This window comes from Terriglobia bacterium (genome assembly GCA_020072845.1).
Taxonomy (GTDB): domain Bacteria; phylum Acidobacteriota; class Terriglobia; order Terriglobales; family Acidobacteriaceae; genus JAIQGF01.
Genome location: JAIQGF010000011.1, coordinates 83898 through 110674 on the forward strand (window position 1 = coordinate 83898; position 26777 = coordinate 110674).

The 26777-nt window shown below is 62.0% G+C and carries 25 protein-coding genes; 9 read left to right on the plus strand and 16 right to left on the minus strand.

What is annotated here, in order from left to right:
- Positions 1-39: 39 nt before the first annotated feature.
- A complete protein-coding gene (locus LAN70_11865) occupies positions 40-1326 on the minus strand; it encodes an ABC transporter permease (GenBank protein MBZ5511849.1) in 1287 nt (428 codons plus the stop codon).
- Between the two features lie 97 nt (positions 1327-1423).
- Positions 1424-2659, minus strand: coding sequence for an ABC transporter permease (locus tag LAN70_11870; protein ID MBZ5511850.1), 1236 nt, complete (start codon positions 2657-2659; stop codon positions 1424-1426).
- A 187-nt stretch (positions 2660-2846) separates the two neighbouring features.
- Between LAN70_11870 and LAN70_11875 the strand changes: the two genes are divergently transcribed.
- Entirely contained in the window at positions 2847-4490 is a 1644-nt protein-coding gene (locus tag LAN70_11875) for a cobalamin-dependent protein (protein ID MBZ5511851.1), read from the plus strand.
- 121 nt (positions 4491-4611) lie between these two features.
- Positions 4612-5793 carry a D-alanine--D-alanine ligase gene (locus LAN70_11880; protein MBZ5511852.1) on the plus strand — a complete coding sequence of 394 codons (1182 nt, stop codon included), beginning with the start codon at positions 4612-4614 and terminating at the stop codon, positions 5791-5793.
- A gap of 22 nt (positions 5794-5815) precedes the next feature.
- Here LAN70_11880 and LAN70_11885 read toward each other — a convergent pair whose 3' ends face one another.
- The 3 genes from LAN70_11885 to LAN70_11895 form a co-directional block, all read right to left on the minus strand.
- On the minus strand, positions 5816-6985 hold the full coding sequence (locus LAN70_11885; protein ID MBZ5511853.1) for a PP2C family protein-serine/threonine phosphatase: 1170 nt from the start codon (positions 6983-6985) through the stop codon (positions 5816-5818).
- A 110-nt stretch (positions 6986-7095) separates the two neighbouring features.
- Positions 7096-8148, minus strand: coding sequence for an endonuclease NucS (locus tag LAN70_11890; GenBank protein MBZ5511854.1), 1053 nt, complete (start codon positions 8146-8148; stop codon positions 7096-7098).
- 44 nt (positions 8149-8192) lie between these two features.
- Positions 8193-9965, minus strand: coding sequence for a hypothetical protein (locus LAN70_11895; GenBank protein MBZ5511855.1), 1773 nt, complete (start codon positions 9963-9965; stop codon positions 8193-8195).
- A 124-nt stretch (positions 9966-10089) separates the two neighbouring features.
- Between LAN70_11895 and LAN70_11900 the strand changes: the two genes are divergently transcribed.
- Positions 10090-11196, plus strand: a complete 1107-nt coding sequence (locus LAN70_11900) for a peptidylprolyl isomerase (GenBank protein MBZ5511856.1) — start codon at positions 10090-10092, stop codon at positions 11194-11196.
- 78 nt (positions 11197-11274) lie between these two features.
- On the opposite strand, the gene LAN70_11905 is transcribed toward LAN70_11900, so the two are convergent.
- The 4 genes from LAN70_11905 to LAN70_11920 all read right to left on the minus strand — a co-directional run bounded on the left by LAN70_11905 (position 11275) and on the right by LAN70_11920 (position 15200).
- Positions 11275-13344 (minus strand): M13 family metallopeptidase, encoded by a 2070-nt coding sequence (locus LAN70_11905; GenBank protein MBZ5511857.1) that lies wholly within the window; start codon positions 13342-13344, stop codon positions 11275-11277.
- A 131-nt stretch (positions 13345-13475) separates the two neighbouring features.
- Positions 13476-13859, minus strand: coding sequence for a type II toxin-antitoxin system VapC family toxin (locus tag LAN70_11910; protein ID MBZ5511858.1), 384 nt, complete (start codon positions 13857-13859; stop codon positions 13476-13478).
- Positions 13856-14086, minus strand: a complete 231-nt coding sequence (locus LAN70_11915; protein MBZ5511859.1) for a type II toxin-antitoxin system Phd/YefM family antitoxin — start codon at positions 14084-14086, stop codon at positions 13856-13858. The genes LAN70_11910 and LAN70_11915 overlap by 4 nt, the downstream gene beginning before the upstream one ends.
- Before the next feature lie 40 nt (positions 14087-14126).
- Complete coding sequence (locus tag LAN70_11920; GenBank protein MBZ5511860.1) at positions 14127-15200, minus strand: MlaD family protein; 1074 nt, start codon at positions 15198-15200, stop codon at positions 14127-14129.
- A 112-nt stretch (positions 15201-15312) separates the two neighbouring features.
- On the opposite strand from LAN70_11920, the gene LAN70_11925 reads away from it, so the two are divergent.
- Complete coding sequence (locus LAN70_11925) at positions 15313-15540, plus strand: hypothetical protein (GenBank protein MBZ5511861.1); 228 nt, start codon at positions 15313-15315, stop codon at positions 15538-15540.
- 67 nt (positions 15541-15607) lie between these two features.
- Here the strand turns inward: LAN70_11925 and hydA are convergent, their stop codons facing one another.
- The gene (gene hydA, locus LAN70_11930) at positions 15608-16999 is read right to left on the minus strand and encodes a dihydropyrimidinase (GenBank protein ID MBZ5511862.1); all 1392 of its coding nucleotides are present in this window, start codon (positions 16997-16999) and stop codon (positions 15608-15610) included.
- Between the two features lie 280 nt (positions 17000-17279).
- Between hydA and LAN70_11935 the strand changes: the two genes are divergently transcribed.
- The 3 genes from LAN70_11935 to LAN70_11945 all read left to right on the plus strand — a co-directional run bounded on the left by LAN70_11935 (position 17280) and on the right by LAN70_11945 (position 19045).
- A complete protein-coding gene (locus LAN70_11935; GenBank protein MBZ5511863.1) occupies positions 17280-17567 on the plus strand; it encodes a type II toxin-antitoxin system Phd/YefM family antitoxin in 288 nt (95 codons plus the stop codon).
- Complete coding sequence (locus LAN70_11940; GenBank protein MBZ5511864.1) at positions 17564-17968, plus strand: putative toxin-antitoxin system toxin component, PIN family; 405 nt, start codon at positions 17564-17566, stop codon at positions 17966-17968. The genes LAN70_11935 and LAN70_11940 overlap by 4 nt, the downstream gene beginning before the upstream one ends.
- A gap of 66 nt (positions 17969-18034) precedes the next feature.
- A complete protein-coding gene (locus tag LAN70_11945) occupies positions 18035-19045 on the plus strand; it encodes a TIGR03842 family LLM class F420-dependent oxidoreductase (GenBank protein ID MBZ5511865.1) in 1011 nt (336 codons plus the stop codon).
- Positions 19046-19050: 5 nt separating this feature from the next.
- Here the strand turns inward: LAN70_11945 and LAN70_11950 are convergent, their stop codons facing one another.
- From LAN70_11950 to LAN70_11965, 4 genes are all read right to left on the minus strand, one after another.
- On the minus strand, positions 19051-19689 hold the full coding sequence (locus tag LAN70_11950) for a hypothetical protein (GenBank protein ID MBZ5511866.1): 639 nt from the start codon (positions 19687-19689) through the stop codon (positions 19051-19053).
- 201 nt (positions 19690-19890) lie between these two features.
- A complete protein-coding gene (locus tag LAN70_11955) occupies positions 19891-21441 on the minus strand; it encodes a DHA2 family efflux MFS transporter permease subunit (protein ID MBZ5511867.1) in 1551 nt (516 codons plus the stop codon).
- A 98-nt stretch (positions 21442-21539) separates the two neighbouring features.
- Positions 21540-22775: an HlyD family secretion protein gene (locus tag LAN70_11960; GenBank protein MBZ5511868.1), complete on the minus strand. Its 1236-nt coding sequence runs from the start codon at positions 22773-22775 to the stop codon at positions 21540-21542.
- Positions 22775-24247 (minus strand): TolC family protein, encoded by a 1473-nt coding sequence (locus tag LAN70_11965; protein MBZ5511869.1) that lies wholly within the window; start codon positions 24245-24247, stop codon positions 22775-22777. Before LAN70_11965 ends, LAN70_11960 begins: the two co-directional genes overlap by 1 nt.
- Before the next feature lie 294 nt (positions 24248-24541).
- On the opposite strand from LAN70_11965, the gene lpxI reads away from it, so the two are divergent.
- On the plus strand, positions 24542-25417 hold the full coding sequence (gene lpxI, locus LAN70_11970; GenBank protein ID MBZ5511870.1) for a UDP-2,3-diacylglucosamine diphosphatase LpxI: 876 nt from the start codon (positions 24542-24544) through the stop codon (positions 25415-25417).
- Here the strand turns inward: lpxI and LAN70_11975 are convergent.
- Both LAN70_11975 and LAN70_11980 read right to left on the minus strand, forming a co-directional pair.
- On the minus strand, positions 25414-25731 hold the full coding sequence (locus LAN70_11975) for a HigA family addiction module antidote protein (GenBank protein ID MBZ5511871.1): 318 nt from the start codon (positions 25729-25731) through the stop codon (positions 25414-25416). The genes lpxI and LAN70_11975 overlap by 4 nt on opposite strands.
- A gap of 10 nt (positions 25732-25741) precedes the next feature.
- Positions 25742-26032, minus strand: coding sequence for a type II toxin-antitoxin system RelE/ParE family toxin (locus LAN70_11980; protein MBZ5511872.1), 291 nt, complete (start codon positions 26030-26032; stop codon positions 25742-25744).
- 50 nt (positions 26033-26082) lie between these two features.
- On the opposite strand from LAN70_11980, the gene LAN70_11985 reads away from it, so the two are divergent.
- A complete protein-coding gene (locus tag LAN70_11985; protein ID MBZ5511873.1) occupies positions 26083-26556 on the plus strand; it encodes a DinB family protein in 474 nt (157 codons plus the stop codon).
- Positions 26557-26777 lie beyond the last annotated feature (221 nt).

Sequence of the window (26777 nt, forward strand, 5' to 3'; positions counted from 1 at the left end):
CCTTTCCCGCCCACGGAACACTTCGAATTGCGGAATTCCTCACTCGTAGCGCAGCGCTTCGACCGGATCCAGCTTGGCCGCCTTCCACGCCGGATAGATGCCGAAGAACAGGCCGACACTCATGGAACAGCCGACGCCCAGCACGATCGCCCAAGGCGGAACGGCGGAGGGAAGTTTCGGCATGGTCAGATTGATGATCACGCTGATGCCGACTCCGATCAAAACGCCGATCGCGCCGCCCGTGCCGGTGAGCGTGACGGCCTCGATCAGGAACTGGCGGATGATGTCGCCGCGGCGGGCGCCGACGGCTTTGCGCACGCCGATCTCGCGGGTGCGCTCGGTCACCGACATCAACATGATATTCATGACCCCGACCCCGCCCACCAGAAGTCCGATGGAACTGACCACCACCGTGATCAAGCCGATGGCCCCCATGATCTGGCGGAACTGTGCTGCCATGGCCTCGGCGGAAGAGACGCTGAAGTTGTCGGGCTTGTCGAAAGGAACCTTGCGGAAGCGGCGCAGCAGGCCGCGCACTTCGTCTTCGGCCGCCGCCTTCTGTCCGGGAAAGGCTTCGACGCCGATGAAGTGCTCGTCGTACGTGGGATGGTGCTTGCGGTAGCTGTGATACGGGACTTGGATGGTCTTGTCGGCGGACTCGTCGCGGAAAAACTGTCCCTTGCGTTTCTCCAGCACGCCGATGACGCGGTAGGAAACGCCGTCGACGATGATTTCCTTGCCGATGGGGTCTTCGCCGGGAAACAGGCCGTCCTGCAGGTCGTAGCCGATGACGGCGACATCCACGCGGTGGAGGTCTTCGCCGTCATTGAAGAACCGGCCCTTGAGCAGGTGCCCGTTGTACACCTCGGTCCAGGACGGCAGCGTGCCGTTGTGATCGATCTCAAAGACCTCGTTGCCCTTGTAGCGCGCGCTCACCGGGCCGGTGCGGCGGTCATAGCGCTGGAAGACTTCGACGGTGGTGTTCTTGACCGCCGGGCATTCCTCCTTGATGGCAAGAGCGTCCTCCAGCGTGAGCGGCTTGCGCATGCGTTCCTCCGCGCTGCGGCGGCCGACGTGAAATCCGATGTCCCAGCGGAAGACAAACAGCGTGTTGGTTCCGTAGTCCTCGAGGAACGCACGCACATCGCGGTCCAGACCGACCACGATGGAACCGACGGCGATCAGGGCGGTGACACCGATGACGACGCCGAGCACGGTGAGCATGGAACGGGTTTTGTGGGCGCGCAAGGTGGACAAGGCCATGCGCGCGTTCTCGCCCAATGCCAGGCGGTGCAGGAAGACCGGTTTGTGGCTCACGGCGCTCATCGTCAAAAAGTTGAACGCAGAGACACAGAGGCGCAGAGGGTTTCAGAAGAGCCAATCCTCGGGCGACTCTGTGTCTCCGTGACTCTGTGTTTTTCGTTCACGTTTCAAACCTCAGCGCTTCGATCGGGTCCAGCTTGGCGGCCTTGCGGGCCGGATAAATTCCAAAAAACAGGCCCACCGCGGTGGAGACGGTGAGGGCAATGATGACGGCGGAGATGGGTACGGCCATGGGAACCGAGGTGGTGTTGCGCAGGATCACGGCGCCGGCCCAGGCCACGGTGACCCCGATGGCGCCGCCCACGGCGGACATGACCGACGATTCCACCATGAACTGCACGAGGATGTCGCGGCGGCGGGCGCCAATGGACTTGCGCACGCCGATCTCGCGGGTGCGCTCGGTGACGCTGGCCAGCATGACATTCATGATGACCACGCCGCCGATCACCAGGAAGACGCTCACGATCCCCACCATGCTGGAGGCCAGCACCGCCGTCAGGTTCTTCCACAGGCCCATGATGGTATCGGAGGAAATGATGCCGAAGTTGTCTTCGCTGCCGGGAGCGAGGTGGCGGCGCGCCCGCATGAGCGCGCGCGTCTCGTCCTTCGTCTGCTCCATCCATTCCGCGCCCCGGCATTGAATGTTGACCGACAGGCTGCGGTCGTGCCCGTTGTGCTTGAGATACGTCAGAATGGGTATATAGACAAAATTGTCCTGGGACTGGCCGAGCACGGTGCCGATCGCCTTGGCGACGCCGACAATTTCGTATTCGCGCCCGTCCACGGAGACCAGCTTGCCGATGGGATCGAGGCTGGGGAAAAGCCGGTTGGCGGTTTCGCGGCCGATGAAGGCGGTCATGGAGCGGTGATCGTTATCGCCATCGGTGATGTAGCGCCCGCTCTCCGGCTCCTCGATGTCCATCTGCCCGATGTTGGCGGTGACACCGCGGATGGAAACGTCGTCGAGGCTGTCGGTGCCGCTCTTGACCTTGCCGTTCTTCCTTACCTCGACTCCCACCTGGTTGGGGAGCTGCAAGCCGTCATGCATCGCCTCGTAGTCTTCCCAGGTGATCTTGCGATTGCGGCGCTGCGCCTTCACGAAATCGGCGGCGTTGGTGATGATGGGAAACTGGTGGACCAGGAAGACGTTGGAACCCATGTTGGCGACGCGGTCGGCGATGTAGCGGTTCGTCCCCTCGATCAGCGCGACCACCAGGATGAGGGTGGAAACCGACAGGATGATGCCCAGCAGCATGAGAAAGGAGCGCAGCTTATGGGCGCGCATGGTTTGTAGCGCGACCACAGCCGGCTCGCGCAGACGAATGCCGCTGTGCATCCTGCTCACAATCCAAGATACGCAAATCCGGGCGCCAAGGTTTCGTCAAACCGCCGGAGTGGTCATGCGTCACACACCATTGTGATACGGGCGTTTTGTGCTTGGGATTGCCGCCGCCGGCGCATATGGTAGAAAGAGCGCCATTCGGTTATCGTTGGGCAATTCCCATTCGATGAGGAGCGTATTAGTGGAAACCCACCCCAAGGGCTCTCGGGCCAAAGTGTTGCTTACCTCCGTATTCGGGCCCTACGCCCAGGACGACGAGTTCGGCAGCCGCGCCATCAACCCCATGGAGCTCTACCACAACCAGGTGACGCGCGCCCAGGGCAGTTTCTCTCTGCGCATGTTCCATCGCTCCTGGGGCATCACCATGATCCAGCACAATATCTCCGCGCCGTGCACCGTGCTGGACTTCCCGACGCTCGAGCATTTCCAGCGCGAGGTAACGGACGAGCAATACGACATCGTGGGGATCTCGGCCATCATCCCGAACATCGGCAAGGCCCGCGAGATGTGCCGGATCGTCCGCCAGCTCTCGCCGAATTCGAAGATCATTGTCGGCGGCCACGTGGCGGGAATTCCGGGCGTGGAGAAGATGCTCGACGCCGACCACATCGTGAAGGGCGAGGGCATCGCGTGGATGCGCCGCTATCTCGGCGAGGATCCCAGCGCGCCCATAAAGCATCCGCCGATCATGTCGGCCTTTCAACTGCGCGTCATGGGCTTGCGCGTGCCGGAATCCAGGAAAACCACTGCCGCCACCATCATTCCCTCGGTCGGTTGTCCCATGGGCTGCAACTTCTGCACCACTTCGGCGTTCTTCGGCGGCAAGGGCAAGTCGGTCAATTTCTATGAAACCGGCGACGAGCTGTTCGAGGTGATGCGGCAGTCCGCGGACGCCTTGCACACCCGTTCGTTCTTCGTCATGGACGAAAATTTCCTGCTCAACCGCCCCCGCGCCATGCAACTGCTGGCTCGCATGAAGCAGGAGAACAAGCCCTGGGCGCTCTACGTGTTCTCCTCCGCCAACGCGATCCGCAAATACACCATGGAGGAGCTGGTGCAACTGGGCGTCTCCTGGATTTGGATGGGTCTGGAATCGGAAGTGTCGGGCTACGCCAAACTCAACGGCGCCGACACCCTGGCCTTGACCCGCGAGCTGCGCCGGCACGGCATCAAGACGCTGGGCTCGACCATTGTCGGCATGGAGCACCACACCCCGGAGAACATCCGCGCCGAGGTCGAGCACGCCATCGCCCACCAGACCGATTTCCACCAGTTCATGCTCTACACCCCCGTCCCGGGCACGCCGCTGTTCCAGCAGATGACCGACGAAAACCGCATGCTCGACGTCGACCTCGCCGACATCCACGGGCAGTACAAGTTCAACTTCCGGCACGCCGCCATCTCGCGCGACGATTCCAAGAAGTTTCTCGACTGGGCCTTCTGGCGCGATTTCGAGCGCAATGGCCCCAGCGTGTTCCGCATCTGCCAGACCATGCTGCAGGGCTGGATGCGCTACAAGAACTACCCCGACCTGCGCGTCCGCGCCCGCTTCGAGTGGGAAGTGAAGCAGTTGAAGAGCGCTTACAACGCCTCGCTGTGGGCGATGGAAAAGCGGCTGAAACACGCCAATCAGCAGGTCAGCCAGCAGATCCGCACGCTGCGCAAGCAAGTGGAGAAGGAATTCGGCCTCGCCGCCCGCAGCACCCGCGCCTTCCTCGGCCCGGTGCTGTTGTGGGCTTCCAAGCGCGAAGACAAGCGCCTGGCCAGGGGCCAGACCTACGAGCCGCCGACGATTGTGGAGAGAACGAACTGGGTGGAAGCGTGATCGGTCGACAGTCGACGGCTGACGGTCGACCCTGCGCGATTTTCCCGTCGACCGTGGACCGTCGACCGTAGACTCCCAAACGCCCATTGCCTTCCCAGCGCACTCGATTTATGTTCCCATCATGGCAAAAAAGATTCGCGTAGGGGTTCTGTTCGGCGGGCGCAGCGGCGAGCACGAGGTGTCGCTGCTGTCGGCGGCCTCGGTCGTGGAAGCCATCGACAAGAGCAAGTACGAGGTCGTGCCCATCGGCATCACCAAAGACGGCCGCTGGCTCACTTCCGATCACGCCGAGCGCCTGCTGCGCGGCGAGCACAAAGAGGAGCGGCATTTACGCGCCGGTGACCCCGACTTCACCCCCGGAGCCGCCGTGCTGGCCAAAGGCGAGTCGGTGATGGTGCCGCCGGTGCCGGGACACGATCTGGAGCCGTTCGAGATGGACCTTCCCCACCGCCGCGCCAGCGACCGCGCCATCAACGTGGACGTCATTTTTCCCGTGCTGCACGGCACCTTCGGCGAGGACGGAACCATCCAGGGGCTGCTGGAACTCGCCGACATTCCCTATGTCGGCGCGGGCGTGCTCGGCTCCGCCGCCGGCATGGACAAGGACGTCATGAAGCGCCTCTTCCGCCAGGCGGGTTTGGAGATGGTGAAGCACGTCACCGTGCTGCGCTCGCAATGGGAGGGCGATCCCAAGAAGGTGCGGCGCGAGATCGAGAAGCCGCTGAAATACCCGGTGTTCGTGAAGCCCGCCAATCTTGGCAGCTCGGTGGGAATCTCCAAGGTGCACGACCGCGGCGAACTGGCTGCGGCCATGGACGAAGCGGCCAAGTTCGATCGCAAGATCGTCGTCGAGCAGGGCGTGGGCGGAAAATCCGGACGCGCCCGGGAAATCGAGTGTTCAGTGCTGGGCAACGACCAGCCGCAGGCCTCGGTCGCCGGCGAGGTGGTTCCGGCGGCCGAATTCTACGATTACAACGCCAAGTACATCGACGAAGGCTCCAAGCTCATCATCCCGGCCAAGCTCACGCGAGCGCAGCAGAAAAAAGTGCAGGAGATGGCGGTGAAGGCGTTCCTCGCCGTGGATTGCTCCGGCCTGGCGCGCGTGGATTTCCTCATGGACCCGAAGACGGACCGCATCTTCGTCAACGAGATCAACACCATGCCCGGCTTCACCTCGATCAGCATGTACCCCAAGCTGTGGGCCGCGTCGGGTATATCGTATCCCGACCTGATTGACCGCCTGATTCAGCTTGGCCTCGAGCGCTTCGAGGAGAAGAAGAGGAACAAGTACACCAAGGATTGAGCGTTGCGTGATATTGCCAAACTTAAACCATCCTCACCGCCATGCAGGTGATGTCGTCGTGCTGGCTGGCCTGGCCGCCGAAAAGTTTCAGCTCGAACGTCAAGCTATCCACCAACCCCTGCGCCCCCTTGGCGGAGCAGCGCTCGACCAGCGGGATGAGACGGCTTTCATCGTATTCTTCGCCGCGCTCGTTGACCGCTTCCACCACGCCGTCGGTAAAAATCACCAGCATGTCACCGTGGCGCAGGATGCTGCTGCCGCATTCGTAGGCGTATTCACTCTGAATGCCGAGGGGAATGCCTCCCACGTCGAGGCGCTCCAGCGTTCCTGAGGCGCGCCAAAGCAGCGGCGCATTGTGGCCGGCGTTGGTGTAGATCAGCTCGCCGGTCGCGGGATTCAGGCGCGCCAGGAAGGCGGTGGTGAAGCGCCGGCCGTCGAGGCTGTGCGCGCACGAGTAGCGGTTCACGCCGCGCACCAGGTCGAGCAGCGAGCGCGCGGTGGTCGCCAGGGTGCGCAGGCTGGCCTGGAAGGTCGCCATCAGCAGCGCCGCAGGCAGGCTCTTGCCGGCCACATCGGCCACCACCAGCAGCACGTTCGGGCCGTCGCCATCAAATTGCATCGGGACAACGTCGTAGTAATCGCCGGCGACGGTGTTGGCTGGACGCGACCAGAACGCCACCTCCAGGCCCGCGATCTGCGGCGGGGTTGCGGGGACCAGCCAGCGCTGGATTTCGCGCGCGATCTCCAGGTCGCGCTTCATGGTGACGCGGTCGGCGATTTCCAGCACCAGCAGCAGAAGCAGCAGCAAGCCGCCCCAGAATGCCGGGCCGCCCCCGAATACGTTCACTCCCTTGTCGTTGACCTGGACCACGAACACAGGAGTCAACAGCAACACGACCGCCACCAGCAGGATTACCCGCCGCGCCGGCGACAGCTTCATCAGCACCGCCCAGCAGAGTTGCTTGGTCAGCGCCCAGAACCGCTGGCCGCGCCGCATGCCTTCCACGTTGTCGCGTTTGAGCTCGCGCGAGTAGAGCCCGTAGCTGGTGCGCGCCTCGTGTACGAACTGCGACCAGAGCTGGTTGAGCTCCAGGCCTTCGCTCACGCTCGCCCAGAAATCCCTGGCGCGCTGCTGGAAGCGCGGCGGCGGCGGGACGGGAGGCGTGCGCGGAGGCGTGGCGGTGGAGGACATGGGGGGCACGGCAATTATAAAACCTGCGCAATTGGTAATGGGGCGGCTAGTGACAGACGGTATCACTCTCGATTTTCGTTATCAGAATGCGGCTGTGGGCCATACGTAGGTCAACCCTTGACCGGATATTCATCGGAGATGTCGAAGCTCACCTTGTAGAATTTTACTTTCACGAGTTCTCCGAGGGGTAGCGCGGCGTAATTAAGCTTGTCGTCAGGCTCGTTCACAATGATGATTCCCCTGGCCTTCTTGTTCAGGTTCTTTTGCACCCAGCCGATATACTTAAGCGCCTGGCCGACAACCTCATGTCCGATGCGCCCTTTCTTCAGCTCAATGACGACGTGAGCTCCGCTCTTGTCTTTGCATAGCAGGTCGATTCTGCCCGCTTCGCGCGTGTCATATTCCTTTCCGACGAGCGTCAGGCCTTTCTCAACAAGGAAGATGTTCGCAGCCAGGTAATCGCGGAGGTCGTTTTCCATTCTGATTGCCCCATAATCCTTGATGACCTCTTCCGGACCACCCTCCTCACCCGCGTTCCCTCCGAAGGCAAACCACAGGAGATTGTTCACTGTGGTGTATTTCTCCAATTTGAAAGCGTTCTTTACTGCCCGAAAAATCACGTAGTCCCTCAAATAGTCCAGCGTGCGGTCGAGGAAAGCATCCTTGTTCGTTACCTTGAACAGTTCGAGGGCATCGTCGAGCGCCTGCTCGTCCTGCTCGGAACTGACACCGATACCCTCTTTTGTTTGTGCGGTCACAAACGGGTATTCGCGCGTATTTGAGACGACGAGAAACTGCGACATGGTCTGCAGGCCGATGAGCTGCATCTTGAAGAAGTCGTTCACCCGTTGAGGAAAGGGCTGGGCACCGTGGATGAGAGAGCGCAACTTGGCGTTAAACGTCTCAAGGCCGTTTTTTCGATAGAGCAGATTGGACAGGTTGCGATTCCTGGAAAAACACTTCATGTTGCTAAAAAGCTCATCCAAAGTGTCCGGGCTGAGGTCTTGCCCGTTCTTGAAGCTCTCGTCATTGAGAACGGCGGCAGTGAGGACTTCGGCCTTCTCTTCGTCCGCCGCCCAGTCGAGCGCCTTGGGCGTGTTGAGGCTTGCTTTTGCGGCATTCAGGCTGTTGATTTGCTCTTCGGTGAATTGGAATTTGTTCATAAACGTGGTCCATTAGGAAACAACTAAGTGTTTTGACGATTTAATTACTGCGCCGGCCGGCGCTTGCGGCGCGAGTTCGACGACTTGCCCTTATGCTGGGTCACCGGCTTCTTGCCTCCCTCCGGCGCAAGCTCGTCGGCGGTGACGAATACGGGCTCAATGTCCACCGGCACGTTGGCGAGTTTGGTCAATTGCCGGGCGATGTTGGGACGGATCACCGCCAGCGCCAGCATCTTCTGCGCGCCGGCGTAGTCGCCGGTTGCTTCCACCGTCAGCAGGTCATGGGTAAGGTCACTCACCGCCTGCTTGATTTTCATGAAATCCACGGCGAAGGTGCCGTCGGGCTGCTGCACGAAGCCGCCGCGGTCAACGATGTAGTTGAACTGCATCGCCATGCCCTTGCCATGGGCATCGCCGCTGCCGAAACGCAGCGCGCGGAATGACGACGCCAGGAAGGTGGTGTAGAGCTGGCGCTCGGCCGCCGGTCCGCTTCGCAGCACACTGGTGAGGTTGAGCTCTTTGGCGTGGTCCATCATGTACTGTAGCGCCCACAGGCCGGTGGCATCGGCCTTGGCTTCTTCGATCGCGCTGTACAGCTCTTTGAGCTGCTGGCGGGGATTGGAAGGCTGCCCGTTGACCGTGATCTGGTGCGGGCCGAGGCCGTGCATGAGCTCGTGCGCCAGGGTGTGGGTAAAGAACTGTTCGAAGCTGACGTCGGCGCGCTCCCGCTCCGTGACCATGCGCGAGGCGATGGGGATAAGCACGGTGCGGAACTTGGCTTGCTGCACGTTTTTCAGCATCACGCGCTTCGAGCCCTTTTGCTGCACTACGCGCTCATCGTTGGGCAAGTTGTAAGCGGTCGTGGTGATGCCGTGCGCGCCGTCGCCGCTGGCGATGATCTGGTTGACCACGCGGATGGGAGCGCCGGCGCCCAGTTTCGGGTTGCGGTATTGCGCGTCCTCGGGAAGATTGTTCTCCACCGTCTGCAGCGCTTGCCCGAAGGCGGCAAGCTTGGCCGATTCGGCATCGTCGCGGAGGTTGATGTACGCCTCGTACGCGGCCTTATAGCCGAACAGTTCGTCGGTGTAGGTCTCGTAGGGGCCGATGGTGACGTTGAGCGGCGCGTCCAGGTCCATCCAGGCGACGTCGCTCTCGTAGTAGTCGTTGGAGAGGAAGGCGTCGGCGCGGCTGATGAGAAAGCGCTGGAGCGTGGCGTTGTCGGTGAGCGCGGCGGCCTCGCGCAGGAGCGCGGCGCATTTTGCGAGGTCGGCGCCGTACTCCAGGTGATAGGGCATGAGGCTGATGTACGCGCCGCGCTGACGAATCACGGTGAAGAAGCCCTTGGCCTGCTCCTGGTTCTCGGGCGGAAGCGCGGCGGCCCATTTTTCGAAGTCGGCCTTGGTCATGCTTTCGGGATAGAAGTTGGCGCCCAGCGGCTTGCGTGCGGGCACGCCGGGGGTGAACGCGCGGTATTCGTCCAGCTCGGACCACGGGCCCTTGTTGATCCAGAAATACTGCAGGCGCGCCTGGCCCAGCGGAGTCTTGTCGGCCTGCAGTTTCTTGTAGAGGGCGAGGTCGCCGCTCCAGAGCTGCTTCATGAAAATGGGGTTCAGGAGGCGCGCTGCCTCGATCAGCTTGACCAGCGCTCTCTGGTCGCCGGACGAGAGCTGGCTGGCATCCACGCGCAGCGGCGTGGGCGCAAAGCGCGCGGTCATGGCGTTGAGCTGCGGCAGGTCGGGAATCTTTTCACCGGCGTTTTGCGCGCCGGCGGTGATGGCGGCGAACAGAAGCCCGAACACGACGACACGAATTCTCATGCGCGACCTCGGCGAATTGGAAGCATAGCAAAAACCCTGTCCGGCGCTGGCCCGCCGCTGCCCCGCCCATGTAAAATTCAAGTTCAGTCCCGAGAAGGGGTTGTCGTTTTCCATGAGACCCAGCATGAACAGATCCGCAGTCCTGTTGGCGGGCGTGTGCATGGTGTGCGCCGCCGCTTTCGCCGCCGACACCGTGATCGAGGAGATCATCGCGCGTGTCAACGGCGCCATCATCACCCGTTCCGAGTTGATTAAAAGCCTTGAGCAGACGAAACAGGAAGTGCGCGAGAAGTTCGGTACCGGCGCCGCCGCCGACCAGGAGCAGTCCAAGCGCAACAAGGACATCCTGCGCGACATGATCGACCAGCAATTGCTGGTGCAGAAGGCGCAGGACTTGGGCATCACCGGAGACACGGAGGTAATCAAGCGCCTGGACGAGATTCGCAAGTCCATGAACCTGGACAGCATGGAGGCTTTGCAGAAAGCGGCCGAGTCGCAAGGCGTCTCCTATGAAGACTTCAAGCAGAACCTCAAGAACCAGATCGTCACTCAGCAGGTCATCCAGCGCGAAGTCGGCTCCCACGTCCAGATCAAGCCGGAAGAGATAAGGCAGTTCTACGATGAGCACCAGAAGGAATTCACGCGGGCGGAGACGGTGCGCCTGAGCGAGATTCTGATCTCGACCCAGCAGCTCAGCGTGGACAAGAACAATCCCGCGCAGCCCGACGCCCAGCGCTTGCAAGCGGCGCAAAAGAAGGCCGACGAAGCGCTGGCGGCCATCCGCAAGGGCGAGTTCTTTGAGGAGGTGGCGAAAAAGTATTCCGAGGGGCCGTCGGCGGAGCAGGGAGGCGACCTGGGCGAGTTCAAGCGCGGCACCATGGCCAGGGAACTGGAAGACCGCACCTTCGCCATGAAGCCCGGCGACGTCACCGATGTGATCCGCACCAAGCAGGGATTCGTGATCCTGAAGGTGACCGAGCACACGCCGGCGGGCGTGCCTCCGATGAAAGCGGTGGAGCCGAACATCCAGGAAGCGCTCTACTACGAGAAGCTGCAGCCGGCCCTGCGCGAGTACCTCACCAAGCTGCGGGAAAATGCTTTCATCGATATCAAGCCGGGCTTCGTGGATTCCGGCGCCAGCCCCAACCAGACGGCGCCGGTCATGACCGCCACGGAGCAGGCCGGGGCAAAGGCGAAGCTGATAAAGAAGAAAAGGTTCATTCTGTTCTGAGTTTGATCAGTTTCGAGTTTCAGTTTCAGAAAAAAAGCCCGGCAGTGCCGGGCTTTTTTCGTGAAGCACGAGCGGCTACTACCAGACGCGGCAGGCGTTTTCGCGCACCATCGGCTGACCGGCTTTGCAGCCCCAGGTCTGCTGGAATTCCGGCATGTTTGACACCACGCCGTTCACTCGGTACTTCCCGGGCGAGTGCGGGTCGGTGAGCGCGCGCAGCCGCGACTGCGCGGGCGAAGCGTTCTGGCACCACACCTGCGCGTAGGAAATAAAGAAGCGCTGTTCCGGCGAGAGGCCGTCAATCGGCTTGGGCGTGTGCTTTTCCTCCGCCATCTTGTTCCGCAGCGCCATCAGGGATATGCGGATGCCGCCGTTGTCGGCGGTATTCTCTCCCAGCGTGAGCCGGCCCTTGAGGTGAACGTCGTCCACCGCGACGAACTGGTCGTATTCGTCGGAGACGCACGAGGTGCGCTTCTCGAATTCGGCCTTATCGGCTTCGGTCCACCAGTTGCGCAGGTCGCCGGCAGCGTCATACTTGCTGCCCTGGTCGTCGAAGCCGTGCGTCAACTCGTGCCCGATCACGGCGCCGATGCCGCCGAAGTTCACCGCGTCGTCCATTTTGTTGTCGTAGAACGGCGGCTGAAGAATGCCCGCCGGAAAGTTGATGTTGTTCTGCGTCGGATTGTAATAAGCGTTCACCGTGGGCGGCGACATGCCCCACTCCAGCTTGTCGGTGGGCTTGCCGATTTTATTCAACTGGCGATGACGCTCGAAGTTGTCGGCGCGTTCCAGATCGGTGAAGAAGTCGCCGCGGACGATGTCGAGCTTGGAATAATCGCGCCACGTGTCGGGATATCCGATTTTATTGCTGATGCCCGCCAGCTTGACGGCCGCGGCTTTCTTGGTCTCCGGCGTCATCCAGGAGAGCATCTGCAGGTCTTCGCCCATGGCCTTCTCGATGGCCTGCACCATCTTGAGCGTGCGCTGCTTGCCTTCCACGCCGAAGGTCAAATCCACGTAGGGCTGTCCCAGCGCTTCGCCCAGCCGGAAGTCGGTGATCCGCACGCAGCGCTTCCAGCGCGCCTGCTGCTCCTGCTGGCCTTCCAGGTAGTGATTGAAGAAACCGAAGTTCTCGCTCACGAACGGAGCGGAGAGCCAGGGCGCATAGACACGCACCAGATGCCAGCGCAGGTAGGTTTTCCAGTCGCTGAGCGGCACGCTGTCGAGCTGCGCGTTGACCTGCTTGAAGAAGTCGGGCGCGACCACGTTGACCTTGGTGATTGCCGGAGCGCCGGTGGCGGCGAAGTATTGGGCAAACTCGAAGGCGGGCGCCAGCTCCGCCAGTTGTTGTGGCGTCATCGGGTGGTCGCGGTTCTCGGGCTTGCGCATGGCGACGCGGTCCAGGGCGGGCTTCGCCAGCATGGTCTCGATCTGCATCACCGTTTTCGCCTCCGCGGACGCCGTCTCCGGCTTGTCGCCGAGAAGCTCGAACATCTTGCCGACGTGCTCCACGTATTTCTGCCGGGTCTCGACTGACTTGGCGTCTTCCTTCAGGTAGTAATCGCGATCGGGAAGGCTCAGGCCGCCCTGGTAAACACCGGCAATCACCATGGTCGAGTTGTGCATGTCCGTCTCCTGACCGAAGCGGAACAGCGCGCCCACGCCGATGCTCTGCAGATGGGCGATGGTCTTGATCAGGTCCTGGCGGCTGGCAATCTTGTTGATCGCATCGAATTCGGGCTGCAGCGGCTTGGCGCCCAGGTCGTTGGCCTTCTGCTCCTCCATGCAGGAGGCGTAGAAATCGCCGATCTTCTGCATCACCGCGCTGCGCTTGGGGTCGGGCTTGGCGGCGACTTCCAGGATGGCGCGCAGCACATCTCGATTGCGCTCCTGGAGTTGGCTGAAGCGTCCCCAGATGGCCTGGTCCGGCGGAATGGGGTTCTTCACCATCCAGCCGCCGCAAGCATATTGGTAGAAGTTGACGCAGGGGTCGGCCGTCTTGTCCAGGGCGGTGATGTCGAAGGCGGGAATGCTGGGCAGGTCCGGCGGCAGCGCCAGGCCGGTGGGGTTGGCAGGAGTTTTGGTCTGCTGCGCCAGCGAGACGGCAGCCAGCAGCAGGACAACAGAAAGAAACCGAAGAGTGCGCATCTGGGACCTCACGATGGATTCTGCGAAACCTACGAGTTTACGGTCGCGGGTACGGCGGGCGCAAGGACGCCGCGCCCAGGCTGACAAATCTTCACCTGCGCCGGCGTTCTGATTCTGTCGCACAACCCCGGTCACCAGATGCGCTTGATACCGTAGCTGTCAAACACGGTGTCGTTGCTGACGATGGGAAGTTGCTCTGCCTGCGCCTGCGCGATCAACATGCGGTCAAACGGATCGCGGTGGTGCTCGGGAAGCGCTCCCGCCCGCAGCCCGTGTTCGATTGAGATGGGTAGCACCAGGAAGCCCTCCTCCTCGATTTCCTGCGGCAAGCGATCAAGCAGGTTCTGAATGTCGAGCTTCCCGCGCTTGTTCTTGATTGCCATCTCCCAGGCGGAGGCTGCGGAGACGAAGATTTCGTTGTCGGCCGCCGTGATTGCGCGGCGTGCTCTAGCCGACAGTGCCGGATCGTCTGACAACCACCAAAGCAGCGCATGCGTGTCGAGCAAGGCTTTCACTCGTAACCCCAGTCCTTCAACTCCTCGGGAGTCATGGGGTCGAAGAACGAGGGCTTCATGGAGATGCGGCCCTTGTATTTTCCGGGAACGCGCTTCTTGCGGCTGCTGCCGATCGCAACCAGTTTGGCAACCGGGGTCTTGCCGCGCGCAATCACCACTTCTTTGCCGTTTTGGGCTTCGGCAATGAGGCGAGACAGGTTGGTTTTGGCCTGATGAACCGTGTACATACTTAGCTAAGTATATTAGCTAAGTCACCCAAGGGCAAGCTCAGAAGACCTTGAAGTGAATGGTGAGGTACTTCTTGGGATTTTCGCGCACCGCCTTCAGCAGGTTGCGGGTCTCCACCAGCATCTGGTCGGTGTTGTTGTAGACCTTGGGATCGGTGAGGAACAGTCCGGCGGTGCCCTTGTCGGAATCGATCTTGTCGGCGATCGAGGAGAGCTTGGTCATGGTGTTGTCGAGCTTGCGGGCGAACTCCGGATCGGCGGCAAACTTGCCGAGCGCGCCCTTGCCGGCGTTGATGTCGCTCATCAGCGTGTTGGCCTTGGCGATGGTCGCATTGGCGTTATCGAACAGCGACGGATCCTTCAGGAACTTGCCCACGCTGCCCTTGCCCTGGTTGATCTCGTCAATGATCTTGTCGAGGCTGTCCAGGGAAGCTTTCGCCTTGTTGTAAAGCTCGTCGCTGTTGATGAGCTTGCCGACGCTGCCCCTGCCTTCGCTGATCTGCGTCACCATCTGCTGCACTTCGGTCAGCGTGTTGTTGAGGCGATCATAGAGCTTCTCGTCGTAAATCAGCTTGCCGATGGAACCGTTGCCGCTCTCGATTTGGGTGAGGATGCGGTCCACGCGCCGGACCAGGATGTCCACGTTTTCTAGCGTGCCCTGGCTGGCGCGCACTACGTCCTGCAATTGCGGGCTGACCTTGGTGGGGAGCGTGTCGCCGTTCTGGGCGGGGGCGCCGGTGGCGGCGCGGCTGTCAACGTCCACAAAGGTTTCGCCGAGCACCCCGGCGGTGGAGAGGCTCGCGACCGAGTCCTTCTTCAGCGCGCCGTTGTACTTCGTGCTCAGCTTCAAGCTGGCCTCCACCGGTGTCAGGCCGTGACTGGGGACCACCGTGATGGCGGTGACGTTGCCCACGTCCACGCCCTCCAGTCGCACGGGGGCGCCGACCCGCAGTCCGCCGGCGTTGTCGAAGTACGCCTTGACCACGATTTTCTTGGTGAACATCCCGCTCGGGCCGGTCATCAGGAAAACCAGAACCGCCAGCGTAATGCTGGCGAAGATCACGACCAGACCCACGCGCAATTGCGCCCATCTCACCTGTCGCTGGCTAGGCAAGTCTCCCCCATGGCAGTCCCGATGTCGGGAAGCCCGCAATCATAGCAGAAGGGGGAGGAAAACGAATAGGCGACCTGCTAAAATCCTGCCGCACTCCTCAAGGAGGCCGAACATGGCTCTGAAACGATTTCTTGTGTTTGCCTTCGATCCCGCCGCGGCCGCCGGCGGCTGGCGCGATTTCAAGGGCGATGCCGAAACCAAGGAAGAGGCCGAACACATCGCGGAACAGCAGCACGGCCGAATCCAGATTGTCGATACCTCCTACCAGGAGAAGGTCGCGGGCGCCACCGCAAACCTGGTCTACACGCTCTACCGCGAGTACGAATACCAGCAGCACTAGTCAGTCGCGAGTCCCGTGTCCCGAGTCCCGAGTGTCAGTCTCGCGACTCGGGACTCGCGTCTCGGGACTAGGTCCCCGAGTACGCGGCGCGCTTGAGAAAATTCCCCGTGCCCGGCTTGCCGTGGAACTTCTCGCCCTCCACCACCACCCGCCCGCGTGACATCACCAGGTCCGGCATGCCGGTGACGGTGATCCCTTCAAACATGCTGTAGTCCACCCGCATGTGGTGCGTCTTGGCGCTGATGGTGTGCTTGCGCTTGGCATCGAAGAGCACCAGGTCGGCATCGCTCCCCACGGCGATCGCGCCCTTGCGCGGGTAGAGGCCGAATAGTTTCGCCGGCGTGGTGGAGACGAGTTCGACGAAGCGGTTGACGCTGAACCGTCCCGAGGCAACGCCGCCGGAGTACACCAGGCTCATGCGGTGCTCGATGCCGGGGCCGCCGTTGGGAATCTTGGTGAAATCGCTCTTGCCCATTTCCTTCTGCTCCTTGTAGCAGAACGGGCAGTGGTCCGTGGAGACCACTTGCAGTTGATCGTGCTTCAGCCCCTCCCAGAGTTTTTCCTGGTGCCATTTTTCGCGCAACGGCGGCGTGAACACGTACTTCGCGCCTTCGAAGCCCGGAGCGTCGAAATTGTCGAGCGAGAGATATAGATATTGTGGGCAGGTTTCGGCATACACCGGAAGGCCGCGGTCGCGCGCTTCGCGCACCTTCTCCAGCGCGTCGTTGCAACTGAGGTGGACGATGTACATCGGCGCGCCCGCCATTTCCGCCAGCGCGATCGCGCGGCTCACTGCTTCCGCTTCCGCCGTGGTCGGGCGAGTGAGCGCGTGGTATTTGGGCGCCGTTTTTCCTTCCGCCAGCGCCTGCTGCACGATCACGTCAATGGCGCTGCCGTTTTCCGCGTGCATGCAGACCATGCCGCCATTCTTCGCGGTGGCACGCAGGGCCTTGAAAATGCTGCCATCGTCGAGCATCAGCACGCCGGGGTAGGCCATGAAAAGCTTGAACGTCGGCACGCCCTCGCGCACCATCTGGCCCATTTCCTCAATCCGCGCGTCCGGCAGGTCGGTGATGATGCAATGGAAGCCGTAGTCACAGTGCGCCTTGCCGTCCGCCTTTTTCATCCAGGTATCGAAGGCGGTGCGCAGGCTCTGGCCCTTGCCCTGGATGGCGAAGTCAATCAGCGTGGTAGTGCCGCCATAGAGCGCGGCGCGCGTGCCGGTGGCGAAATCGTCCGAGCTGGTGGTGCCGCCGAACGGCATGTCGAGATGCGTGTGGACATCAATGCCGCCGGGGAAGACGTACTTCCCTTTCGCGTCGATGGTTTTCTTGCCCTGCCCGCGCGGCAGCGACGCGGCGATGGCGCTGATCTTGCCGTCGCTGATGCCGATGTCCGCTTTGTAGGTATCTACAGCGGTTGCAATAGTGCCGTTGGCAATGATGGTGTCGAATGCCATGTGAGGCCTCCGTGGCCGAAGCTGGCTGGCTTAGCAGCGCGCCATTGTATGCTAGAATCCGTGTTTTTTTGTGCGTGCTGCGTTGTTAGCGCTGCAGTCGGCTTAAGGACGCTGCTGCTTACGAATCGGTAGTGGCAGCCGTGGCCGTTATAACGGTCTGTCAGTCTTTCAGGTTGCATTTGCACTCAACGGCTGAAAGACCGGCTGACTGAACGACCGTCGATTTGACGTGGGCTGTTCTGTCGCGCTATCGTAGCCATATCGGCTACGGAGGTGCGCCATGAAATTTCTGAGTACGCGCGAGCTGCGGAACCGCCCAGGCCATGTCCGCAAATTAGTGCAAAAAGAGGACCTGGTACTTACCGCGAACGGCAAGCCGGTGGCGTTGATGGTCGGCATCAACGAAGACGATTTTGAGGAAACGACCTTGGCAATCCGGCAGGCGCGAGCCCTGCGAGCCGTCTCGCGGATGCGGAAGCACGCCGCTACGCTCCCGCCGGAAGTCAAGTCGCCATCCGCCATTGAGGCCGAGATTCGAGCCGTTCGCGCCAAGCGAAAAACCAAATGAGGGTAGTGGTTGACACCAACGTGCTGGTGTCCGCTTTCATGAACCCGGACGGCGCCCCGAGGCGGATTGTAGATCTCCTGCTTGCGCGCACGTTCGTGGTCCTCATCGATAATCGCATCTTGGAAGAGTACCGAGAGGTCCTGGTACGGTCCCGTTTTGCATTCGATCCTGGCGATGTTTGGCTTCTGCTCGATTTTGTGGAGCACGCTGGAGAGTACGTCGCTGCAGAAGCTCTGAACTTGGTCCTCCCTGATTCCACCGATCTTCCGTTTCTCGAGGTGGCCGTGAGTGGCCGCGCCGATGCGCTGATTACCGGCAACGCGAGGCACTTCAAGCCCAGACGAGGCCGCCACTCCGTGAACATCTCCTCGCCCGCGGACTTCCTCCGCCGCCTCACCTAACGTTCTGGCTTAGCGGCGCGCATTGTAATAGAATCCGCGCCTCTTGGGGGTTCTGGGGAGGGTCCGATGAAATTCGGCATCACGTTCAAGCCCGACATGACCGTGGACCGCATCCTGAGCCTGACGCGCCAGGCGGAGGCGGCGGGCTTCGAGTACGGCTGGATCTTCGACTCGCACGTGCTGTGGATGGATTGCTACCCGCTGATGACGCTCATGGCCGCGAATACCCGCAAGATGAAGATCGGGCCATGCGTCACCAACCCGGCGGTGCGCGACATCACCGTGACCGCCAGCCTGTTCGCGACCCTCGACCTGATCTCCGGCCGGCGCATGCAGCTCGGCATCGGCCGTGGCGACAGCTCGCGGCGCGTGCTGGGGAAGAAACCGGTGTCGCCGAAAGAGCTGGGACGGGCCATCGAGCAGTTCCGCGATCTGACCTCAGGCAAGGAGATTGATTACGATGGCCAGCCCACGCGCATGTCGTGGTCGCCGGGCGCGCCGCCGGTGTGGATCGCCGGCTACGGGCCCAAGGTGCTGAACCTGGCGGGACGCATGGCGGATGGAATCATCCTGCAATTCGCCGATCCCGACCTGATCGAATGGTGCGTGGGGTTCGCGCGCCAGGGCGCGAAGGAGGCGGGACGCGACCCGAATACGATCGAAATCATGGCGGCGGCGCCGGTGTGGGTCTCCGACGACCTCAACACCGCGCGCGAGCACGTGCGCTGGTTCCCGGCGCTGGTGTCGAACCACGTGATGGATTTGCTGGCGAAGTATCCCCAGGACCAGTTGCCGCCGGCGCTGACCTCCTACGTGCAGAACCGCGGGGGATACGACTACCTGCACCATTGCGAGGTAGGCAGCGACAACGCGGAGTTCGTGAGCGACGACGTCGTGGACCGCTTCTGCATCGTGGGCCCGGTGGAGGCGCATCGCGAAAAGCTGCGGCGGCTGGCTTCCCTCGGCGTCACCCAGTTCAACATCTATCTCATGTGCGGCGAGGAAGAGAAGACGCTGGAGATCTACCAGCGCGACATCCTGCCGCATTTTGTCGGCGCGAAGCGGGAGGCGTCGTAAGCTGCTCAGTGTGCCGATGTTTCCAGATATCTCGCGTTCGAATCATCAGCGATTTGAAAATCGGCAGGAACGGGCGCTGCCGCAAGCGCGGCACGCAAGCATCTTGAGATGTATGCAAAAGCAGATAATACAATTACAAGTCCAACACTCACTTCGACAAATCCGGCAACCAAGAACCCGGCTAGAACCAATGCCCCGACCAACACTCCAGACATCCTGTGCGTTTGCGTTCGCCAATTCACGAATTTAGCCATTTCGACCGGCCACTTGAAATTCCAGTAAATATTGAAGAACGGTATGAAATGAAAACGGACAGCGCGTTTCGGTGAGATGGGATGAGACCACCCCTTGACGTCATTAACGATCGAGTGAAAGGTAGAGATCGAGCTTAGAACGTACGCGGTCGCCATCACGTCGGCGATGACCGCCAGCGCCAAAGCGTAGCCGCCGGCTGATCGCTCTTGCGGTGTACCGTTAGCCAGTCCTTTCTGGACACCTGCCACAATCTCCAACACAAAAATCGAAATGGCAATTACAAAGCCACCGCGCAGCTTAGGTAACTGCGCACATAGCCGGTCCGATTCGGATTCGCCCTGGCCCGTCATGTTGCGCCACACGCTATAACCGAGATTCAACTCCGTCAAGGAAAGATCGCACGTAGTATTGTTCGTGCGTCCCTGCGGTGTCTGTGTCATAGCTCGATTTCGCGCGTTGCAGTGGTCCAAAAGCGAACCGAAACCAGCCGCGGAGCGGCGAAATTCGTTAGCCCAGCGCGGCAGCGCTGGGTAAAGTGGACCAAAAAGCGTGAGCGCCAGCGGCTGACACAGACACCTGCGGGACTGGATTCAATCCATCGGCGCGCCGCCCGCCACGTGCCGCGGTTTCTTCATCAGCAGGATCAGCGGGATCACGCACAAGAACATAATTCCCAACAATCGAAAAGCGCCGACAAACGACACCATCGCCGCCTGCTGCTGCACCATGCCGAAGATGGCAGCGTAGGCCTGGCGGGTGGCGGTGTAGGCGTCCATGCCGCGGGCCATGAAGCCGGCGCGGGCGGCCGCGATCATCTGCTGCGCCGCGGGGCTAAACGGGGTGACGTTGGCGCCCAGGATATTGGTGTTGCTCTGCGTGCGCCGGGCGACGATGGTGGTCACCACGGCAATGCCGACGCTGCCCCCGATGTTGCGCATCAGGTTGAACACGCTGGTGGCGTTCCCCATGCGTTCTTTCGGAATCGGATCGTGCGTAATCGTCGTCAGCGGCACGAACAGGAACCCCATGGCGACGCCCTGGATGAATTGCGGCCAGAACACGTCCCAGTAGCCGGCGCTCAGGTTGATGTTGCCCAGGTCCCACATCGAGTAAGCCGCCACCAGGAACCCCAGAAACAGCAATTTCCGCGGCTCCACCTTCGACATCAGCACGCCGATAAACGGCATGGCAATGAACGCGCCCAGGCCGCGCGGCAGCATCGCCCATCCGGCTTGCAGCGAGGGATATCCCAGCAGCGTTTGCAGAAAAATCGGGATCAGCACAATGCTCCCGTAGAGCACGAACCCGAGCACGGTCATGAGAAAGACACCGGTGGCGTAGGTGCGGACCTTGAAGACGCGCAGGTCCACAATCGGGTGGCCGGCGCGCAGCTCGCGAATGACGAACAACACCAGGCCGACGGCGGTCATGACGATCAGCACGCGGATGAAACCGGAGGAGAACCAGTCCTCTTCCTGGCCCTTATCGAGCAAGACCTGCAAGGCGCCGATGCCGAGCGCCAGGTAGCCAATGCCCCACCAGTCCACGCGCGTCTTGCGGCCGATGTAGTGGGGATCGAAGATGAAGAGCTTGGACATGACCATGGCCGCGATGCCGACGGGCAGATTGAGATAAAAAATCCAGCGCCAACTGTAGTTGTCGGTGATCCAGCCGCCAATCACCGGGCCGAGCATGGGCGCCACCACGATGCCAAGTCCCCAGAAGGCCATCGCTTTGCCGCGATCTTCCGGCGGAAACGCTTCCAGCATGATGGCCTGCGACAGAGGTTGCAGTCCGCCGCCGGTCGCGCCCTGCACAATGCGGAAGACGATCAGGAACGGCAGGCTGGGCGACAAGCCGCACAGAACCGAAGAGACCGTGAACCCGACGATCGAGGTCATCAGGATGCGCTTGCGCCCGAACTGGTTGGAGAGCCACCCGGTCATCGGCAGCACGATCGCGTTGGCCACCAGGTAGGAGGTCAGGACCCATGTGGCCTCGTCCACGGTGGCGCCGACGTTGCCCGCTATGTGCGGCAGCGACACATTCACCACCGTGGTGTCCAGCACCTCCATGAAGGTGCCCAGCATCACCGAGATGGCGATGATCCACGGATTGACGGCTGTCTCGCGCTGGGGCATGGAAGACTCTTGCAAGGGAACAAAAAACACAGAGACGCAGAGACACAGAGGTCACAGATCAAAGAGCCTCTGTGGGCTCTGTGTTCGTCATTTTTTATTCATTTCACCATCACCGTGGTCACCACCGACATGCCGGGGCGCAGCCCGCCCAACTCCTGGCCGGGCTCGAAAACAATTTTCACCGGCACGCGCTGCACCACTTTGACGTAGTTGCCGGTGGCGTTTTCCGGCGGCAACAGGCTGAAGCGCGCGCCGGTGCCGCCGCCGATCGAATCCACGTGGCCCTTGAAGTCGCGGTTGTAAGCGTCCACATGAATGGTGGCGCGCTGGCCGACTTTCATCTTCTCCAGTTGCGTCTCCTTGTAATTGGCGGTGACCCAGATGTCGTCCAGCTTGACGATGGACATGAGCGGCTGCCCGGCCTGCACCACCTGGCCCAACTCCACGTTGCGCTTGCTGACGATGCCGTTCCCCGGCGCGGAAATCGTGGTGTAGTCCAGATTGAGCTGCGCCTGCTCGACGGCGGCTTGGTACTTCTGGGCGTTGGCCCCGGCAGCGCCCGCCCGGGCCTCCGTCATCGCCACCTGCTGCGGCGCCGTTTCTGCCCCGCGGACCTGCGCCTCGACTTGCGCAACGTGGTTCTGGGCGCTGGCCTCGGCGGCGCGCGCCGCGTCCAGCGTAGCGCGCGCGGCCTGCTCGCTCGCAACCGCGGTGTCGTACTGCTGGCGTGACACCTCATCCTTCGCCACCAGTTGACGGAATCGCTCCAGGTCCTGTGCCGCCTTGGTGTCATTGGCTTCCGCCTCGCGCCGGCGCGCCTCCGCCACAATCACTCCCTTGTGCGCCGCCCCCAGGTCGGCGCGTGCCATGTCGAGAGTGCTGCTGGTGCTGGTATGCACGATCGGCACCGCAGTTTGCGCGGCGCGATGTCCGGCAAGTGCGTCCGCAAGATCGGCCCGCGCCTTCGCCAGTGCCACCTGGTAGTCCTTGGGATCGAGTTGCACCAGCACCTGCCCGGTTTTCACATACTGGTTGTCATCCACGTGGACCGCGATCACCGTGCCGCCCACGCGCGCGCTGATTTGCGCAATGTGCGCGTCCACCTGGGCGTCGTCGGTGCCTTCGCGCGCCGCGTAATATCGCCAGATCAGGATTCCGCCAACCACGATGGCTGCCAGGACCAGCAACAGCATCAGCGGGGCCCCGGGATGCTGCTGGGAATACGATCGCGCTCGCCGCCGCGCCGCCGGCTCTTCGGTCTCCTCCGGAAACGGCTCGCGGGCTTCTTCCACGATCGCCGGATCCCTTCTCGACTCCTCGTTCGAGTCCGCCACTAGTGCTTCCCTCCAAGAAAATCTTTCACCGCGCGCTCGGCGACTCCGAGCGACCGGGCCAGGGTCAGCTTGGCCACGTTGTAGGCGAAAGTGCTGTTGATGTAATTCTCGTTGGTGGCGGCGAGCGCTTCCTGCGCCTGCACCACTTCGACGGTGTTGGTGACGCCGGCGCGGAAGCGGTCGCGTGACTGCTCCAGTGCCTCTTCGGCCAGCTTGCTGGAGCTTTGCGCCACCTGCACCTGCTCGGCGGCGGATTGCAGATCGAGAAACGAGGTGCGCACTTCAAATTCGATCTGGCCGCGGAGATCGCCGAGCGTCGCCTCCCGCTGGCGGATCAGCGCGTCGGCCTGCATCACCTCGCCTTTCACCTTGCCGCCCTGGAAGATGGGGATGTTCAGCGCCGCCGCCGTGGTGTAGGTTGGGTGGTTCTCCGACGGACGCTGCCCCATGATGCCGTAATCGGCGTTGAACTTGATGGTCGGCAGCGCCTCGCCGATGGCCGCTTTGCGGGTAAGTTCGGCGGCTCGCACCTGCGCCTGCGCGCGATGATAATCCGGACGGTTGCGATACGCCCGTTCCAGCGCCTGCTCCAGGGTGAGCGGCGCCGCGGGCGTGACCGGAATTTTTTCCGTCAAGCTAAATTCCTGGCCTGCGGGAAGGCCGATGATCCGCCCCAGCGTCAGCTTCTGCTTGGCAAAGTCGTTGCGCGCCGCCACGAGCCGCTGCTGCTGCACCTGCATTTCCACCTGCGAGCGCAGCACGTCAATGCCCGGAACCATGCCGGCGTTCTTCATGTCGAGCGCCTGCCGGTAGAGCGCCTGCGCGGTTGTGAGCTGGGCTTCGACGGAAGCGATGCGCGCCTCTCCGGCCAGCGCCTGCATGTAGGTGCCGCCAACCACCAGCACGATGAGGTCGCGCGCGTTCTGCAGATCGAGTTGTGCGGCGCTCACGTCCTCGGTGCGCGCCCGCAGCAGGTTGAGTGCGTGCAGGTCGAAGAAGCTGCCGCTGGCCAGAACGCGGGCGTCGAACACCGCGAACGGCCCGATGATCGGCCCGGTCCCGGCCGGAGGGGGAATGCCGTACGCGGCAAGGTTGATCTCCTGCACCGATTCGGCGACCCGCCCGGTCACGGTCGGCAATACGTCGGCCAGGGCGCGATACCGTGCGCCGCGCGCGCCCGTGGTCGCCTGCTCCGCGAGCAGCAGCGACAGGTTGTACTTCAGCCCGCGATCGATGGCGTCGAGCGCGCTCAGCGGCAGCACTTCCGGCGTGGCTTTGCCCGACGCCACGCTGCCGAACAGCGGATTCTGCGACTGCGTGAGCGCTGCCGGCATGCTTGCCGCCGGGCCCGGCGCGCTCGCATTCATCGGGATGGACGCCGGCAATCCTTGCGCCAGCGCACTCAGGCTGCCCGCCACCAGACCGGCAACCACCGCGAACTTATGAATAGAACCACAAAGATCGCCGCTCAACGCTGTTCCTCTTTCTTGTCCGGCGCCGGGATGTTGCGCCCGCGGCGCTCGGCCACTGCTCTGCGGATGCTCGGATCGGGAACCTGGAGCCGTGGCAGGGAGTCGCACGGACGCCAAGCCGGCGCCCGTACAGGCGGCGTCCGCCTGCGCCGCCGAACCAAACAGGGTAAATGGTTCTCCGCGGGAGCGCACGTTTTTGAGATGCGCCGCCGGAGCGGCACGTCTTCCGCCGGTGCGTTGAATTAGAAGCGGGCTTCCCGCCGCGCGTCGCCCGCGAGTACACTGCTGCCATCCATGGCTGCGGAAAAAATTGGGCTCATCGCCGGCAACGGCAGCTTTCCCCTGCTGGTGCTGGACGCCGCGCGCGCCCGCGGACTCGACGTGGTGGTCGCCGCCATCCGCGAAGAAGCGTTTCCCGACATCGAGCAACACGGCGCGCTCTCGGTCCACTGGCTGTCGCTGGGGGAACTGTCGAAGCTCATTGAAATCCTGAAGCGCGAGGGCGTGCGCCGCGCGGTGATGGCCGGACAGGTAAAGCACAAGCAGATTTTTTCCAGCATTCGGCCCGACTGGCGGCTGGCCAAGGTGCTGCTTTCACTCACCACGCGCAATACCGATTCGCTGATCGGCGCCGTGGCCAAGGTCCTGAGCGACGAGGGCATCACGCTGATGAATTCCACCGAACTCCTGGAGCCGCTGCTGGCGCGCGCCGGCGTGCTGACGCGCCGTGGCCCCGGCGAACAGGAGCAACAAGACATCGAGTACGGCCGGCGCGTCGGCCGCCACCTGGCGCAGTACGACATCGGACAGACGGTGGTCATCGCCGGCGCCGCCTGCGTTGCCGTGGAAGCCATGGAGGGCACCGATGCGGCCATCGAGCGCGCCGCGCAGATTATGGCTACTCTCCAGTTGTGTCATCCCGAGCGGAGCGAGGGACCTGCTTTTGAAAATTCGCCCACCCTCAGCCGCAACCTGACGGTGGTGAAGGTGGCGAAACCGGGCCAGGACATGCGCTTCGACGTGCCCGTGGTCGGAGTGAAGACCATCGAGACCATGCGCTCGGCGGGTGCGACCTGCCTTGCCGTGGATGCCGGCAAATGCCTGTTGATTGACGGCGAGCGGGTGATCGAAGCGGCAAATGCAGCCGGCATTTGCGTCGTGGCGGCTTAGGCTGTTTTCGATGCTTTGCCGCGGGCCCTGCCGTTGTGGACTGGCTGCTTCGGGTGCAATTCCTGGCGGGCTTTGGTCAGATCGTGCGCCGCCTGGAGTTGCATCCAGAATTCGGCGGAATTGCGAAAATAGGCGGACAACAGCAGCGCGGTCTCGGCCGTGATGCCGCGCTTGCCGCGGATCAGTTCATTGATGCGGTTGAGCGAAATGCCGAGGTCGCGAGCGAGTTGCGCCTGCGTGATCCTGCCTGGCTCGAGAAACTCGCGCAGGAGAATCCGGCCGGGGTGAGCGGAAATGCGGTGTGATGGCAACATGGTTCCTCGCTCAATGGTAATCGGTGCACTGGACATCGCTGCAATGGCCCGCATGGAAACGAAACACAATTCGGTACTGATCGTTGATGCGAATGCTGTAGAACCCATCCCATTTGCCGCGCAACTTCTCCAGGCGATTGGCGGGCGGAACTCGCAGGTCATCCAGCGTGTGACTGGCGTTCAGCATGTCGAGTTTGTCCCGAATTCGGTCCCAAAGCTGGCTCGCAATCTTCCTCGCGGCTTTCGAGTTCACGCCGTGATAAACATCATGGGTAGCTTGATCTGCGAACGAGATGATCACAGCAACTTGAGTATACACGGATACCGTGTATACGGAGATTAAATTTCATTATGGCAGCCGAAATTCAACGTATCGCCGAACAACTGCGCCGCGCTGTAGACGGCGAAGCCTGGCACGGGCCCGCCGTGATGCAGATCCTGGCCGGCGTGGACGCGCGCACCGCCGCTGCCCATCCCCTCGCGGAAGGGCACAGCCTCTGGGAAATTCTCAACCACGTCACTGCCTGGACGCGCGCGGTCCAGCGCCGTCTCAACGGGGAAGCGGTGGAGCTCACCGGCGCCGACGACTGGCCGCCGGTCAGCGACACCAGCGATGCCTCATGGCAGGCGGCGGTGGCCTCGTTCCGCGCCGCCCAGCAGGATTTGCTCGCCAAGCTGAAGTCCATGAGCAACGACGAGCTGGGCATGTTCGCGCCGGGTCAAAAGTACAGCTACTCATTCATGTTGCACGGCCTGGTGCAGCACCATCTCTACCACGCGGGGCAAATGGCGTTGCTCAAGAAGTCTTCAGTCGTCGGTCGTTAGTCTTCAGGAACGTAGCTTTGAGTTGAAGACCGCCACGAACGATTTGTGCTGACGACTGAAGACCGAAGGCTGAACTCTGACCTCCGAGGATATTCTTGCTGACGACCGAAGACTGACGACTGAAGACCGAAGGCTGAACTCTGACCTTCGAGGATATTCTTGCTGACGACCGAAGACTGACGACTGAAGACTGAAGACTGACGACTGAAGACTGACGACTG

What these genes read in the sequence shown, in the direction of transcription:
- LAN70_11865 (MBZ5511849.1), bottom strand. Translation starts at nt 1,326, where the DNA reads ATGAGCGCCGTGAGCCACAAACCGGTCTTCCTGCACCGCCTGGCATTG.
- LAN70_11870 (MBZ5511850.1), bottom strand. Translation starts at nt 2,659, where the DNA reads ATGCACAGCGGCATTCGTCTGCGCGAGCCGGCTGTGGTCGCGCTACAA.
- LAN70_11880 (MBZ5511852.1), top strand. Translation starts at nt 4,612, where the DNA reads ATGGCAAAAAAGATTCGCGTAGGGGTTCTGTTCGGCGGGCGCAGCGGC.
- LAN70_11885 (MBZ5511853.1), bottom strand. Translation starts at nt 6,985, where the DNA reads ATGTCCTCCACCGCCACGCCTCCGCGCACGCCTCCCGTCCCGCCGCCG.
- LAN70_11890 (MBZ5511854.1), bottom strand. Translation starts at nt 8,148, where the DNA reads ATGAACAAATTCCAATTCACCGAAGAGCAAATCAACAGCCTGAATGCC.
- LAN70_11895 (MBZ5511855.1), bottom strand. Translation starts at nt 9,965, where the DNA reads ATGAGAATTCGTGTCGTCGTGTTCGGGCTTCTGTTCGCCGCCATCACC.
- LAN70_11900 (MBZ5511856.1), top strand. Translation starts at nt 10,090, where the DNA reads ATGAACAGATCCGCAGTCCTGTTGGCGGGCGTGTGCATGGTGTGCGCC.
- LAN70_11905 (MBZ5511857.1), bottom strand. Translation starts at nt 13,344, where the DNA reads ATGCGCACTCTTCGGTTTCTTTCTGTTGTCCTGCTGCTGGCTGCCGTC.
- LAN70_11915 (MBZ5511859.1), bottom strand. Translation starts at nt 14,086, where the DNA reads ATGTACACGGTTCATCAGGCCAAAACCAACCTGTCTCGCCTCATTGCC.
- LAN70_11925 (MBZ5511861.1), top strand. Translation starts at nt 15,313, where the DNA reads ATGGCTCTGAAACGATTTCTTGTGTTTGCCTTCGATCCCGCCGCGGCC.
- hydA (MBZ5511862.1), bottom strand. Translation starts at nt 16,999, where the DNA reads ATGGCATTCGACACCATCATTGCCAACGGCACTATTGCAACCGCTGTA.
- LAN70_11935 (MBZ5511863.1), top strand. Translation starts at nt 17,280, where the DNA reads ATGAAATTTCTGAGTACGCGCGAGCTGCGGAACCGCCCAGGCCATGTC.
- LAN70_11940 (MBZ5511864.1), top strand. Translation starts at nt 17,564, where the DNA reads ATGAGGGTAGTGGTTGACACCAACGTGCTGGTGTCCGCTTTCATGAAC.
- LAN70_11945 (MBZ5511865.1), top strand. Translation starts at nt 18,035, where the DNA reads ATGAAATTCGGCATCACGTTCAAGCCCGACATGACCGTGGACCGCATC.
- LAN70_11955 (MBZ5511867.1), bottom strand. Translation starts at nt 21,441, where the DNA reads ATGCCCCAGCGCGAGACAGCCGTCAATCCGTGGATCATCGCCATCTCG.
- lpxI (MBZ5511870.1), top strand. Translation starts at nt 24,542, where the DNA reads ATGGCTGCGGAAAAAATTGGGCTCATCGCCGGCAACGGCAGCTTTCCC.
- LAN70_11975 (MBZ5511871.1), bottom strand. Translation starts at nt 25,731, where the DNA reads ATGTTGCCATCACACCGCATTTCCGCTCACCCCGGCCGGATTCTCCTG.
- LAN70_11985 (MBZ5511873.1), top strand. Translation starts at nt 26,083, where the DNA reads ATGGCAGCCGAAATTCAACGTATCGCCGAACAACTGCGCCGCGCTGTA.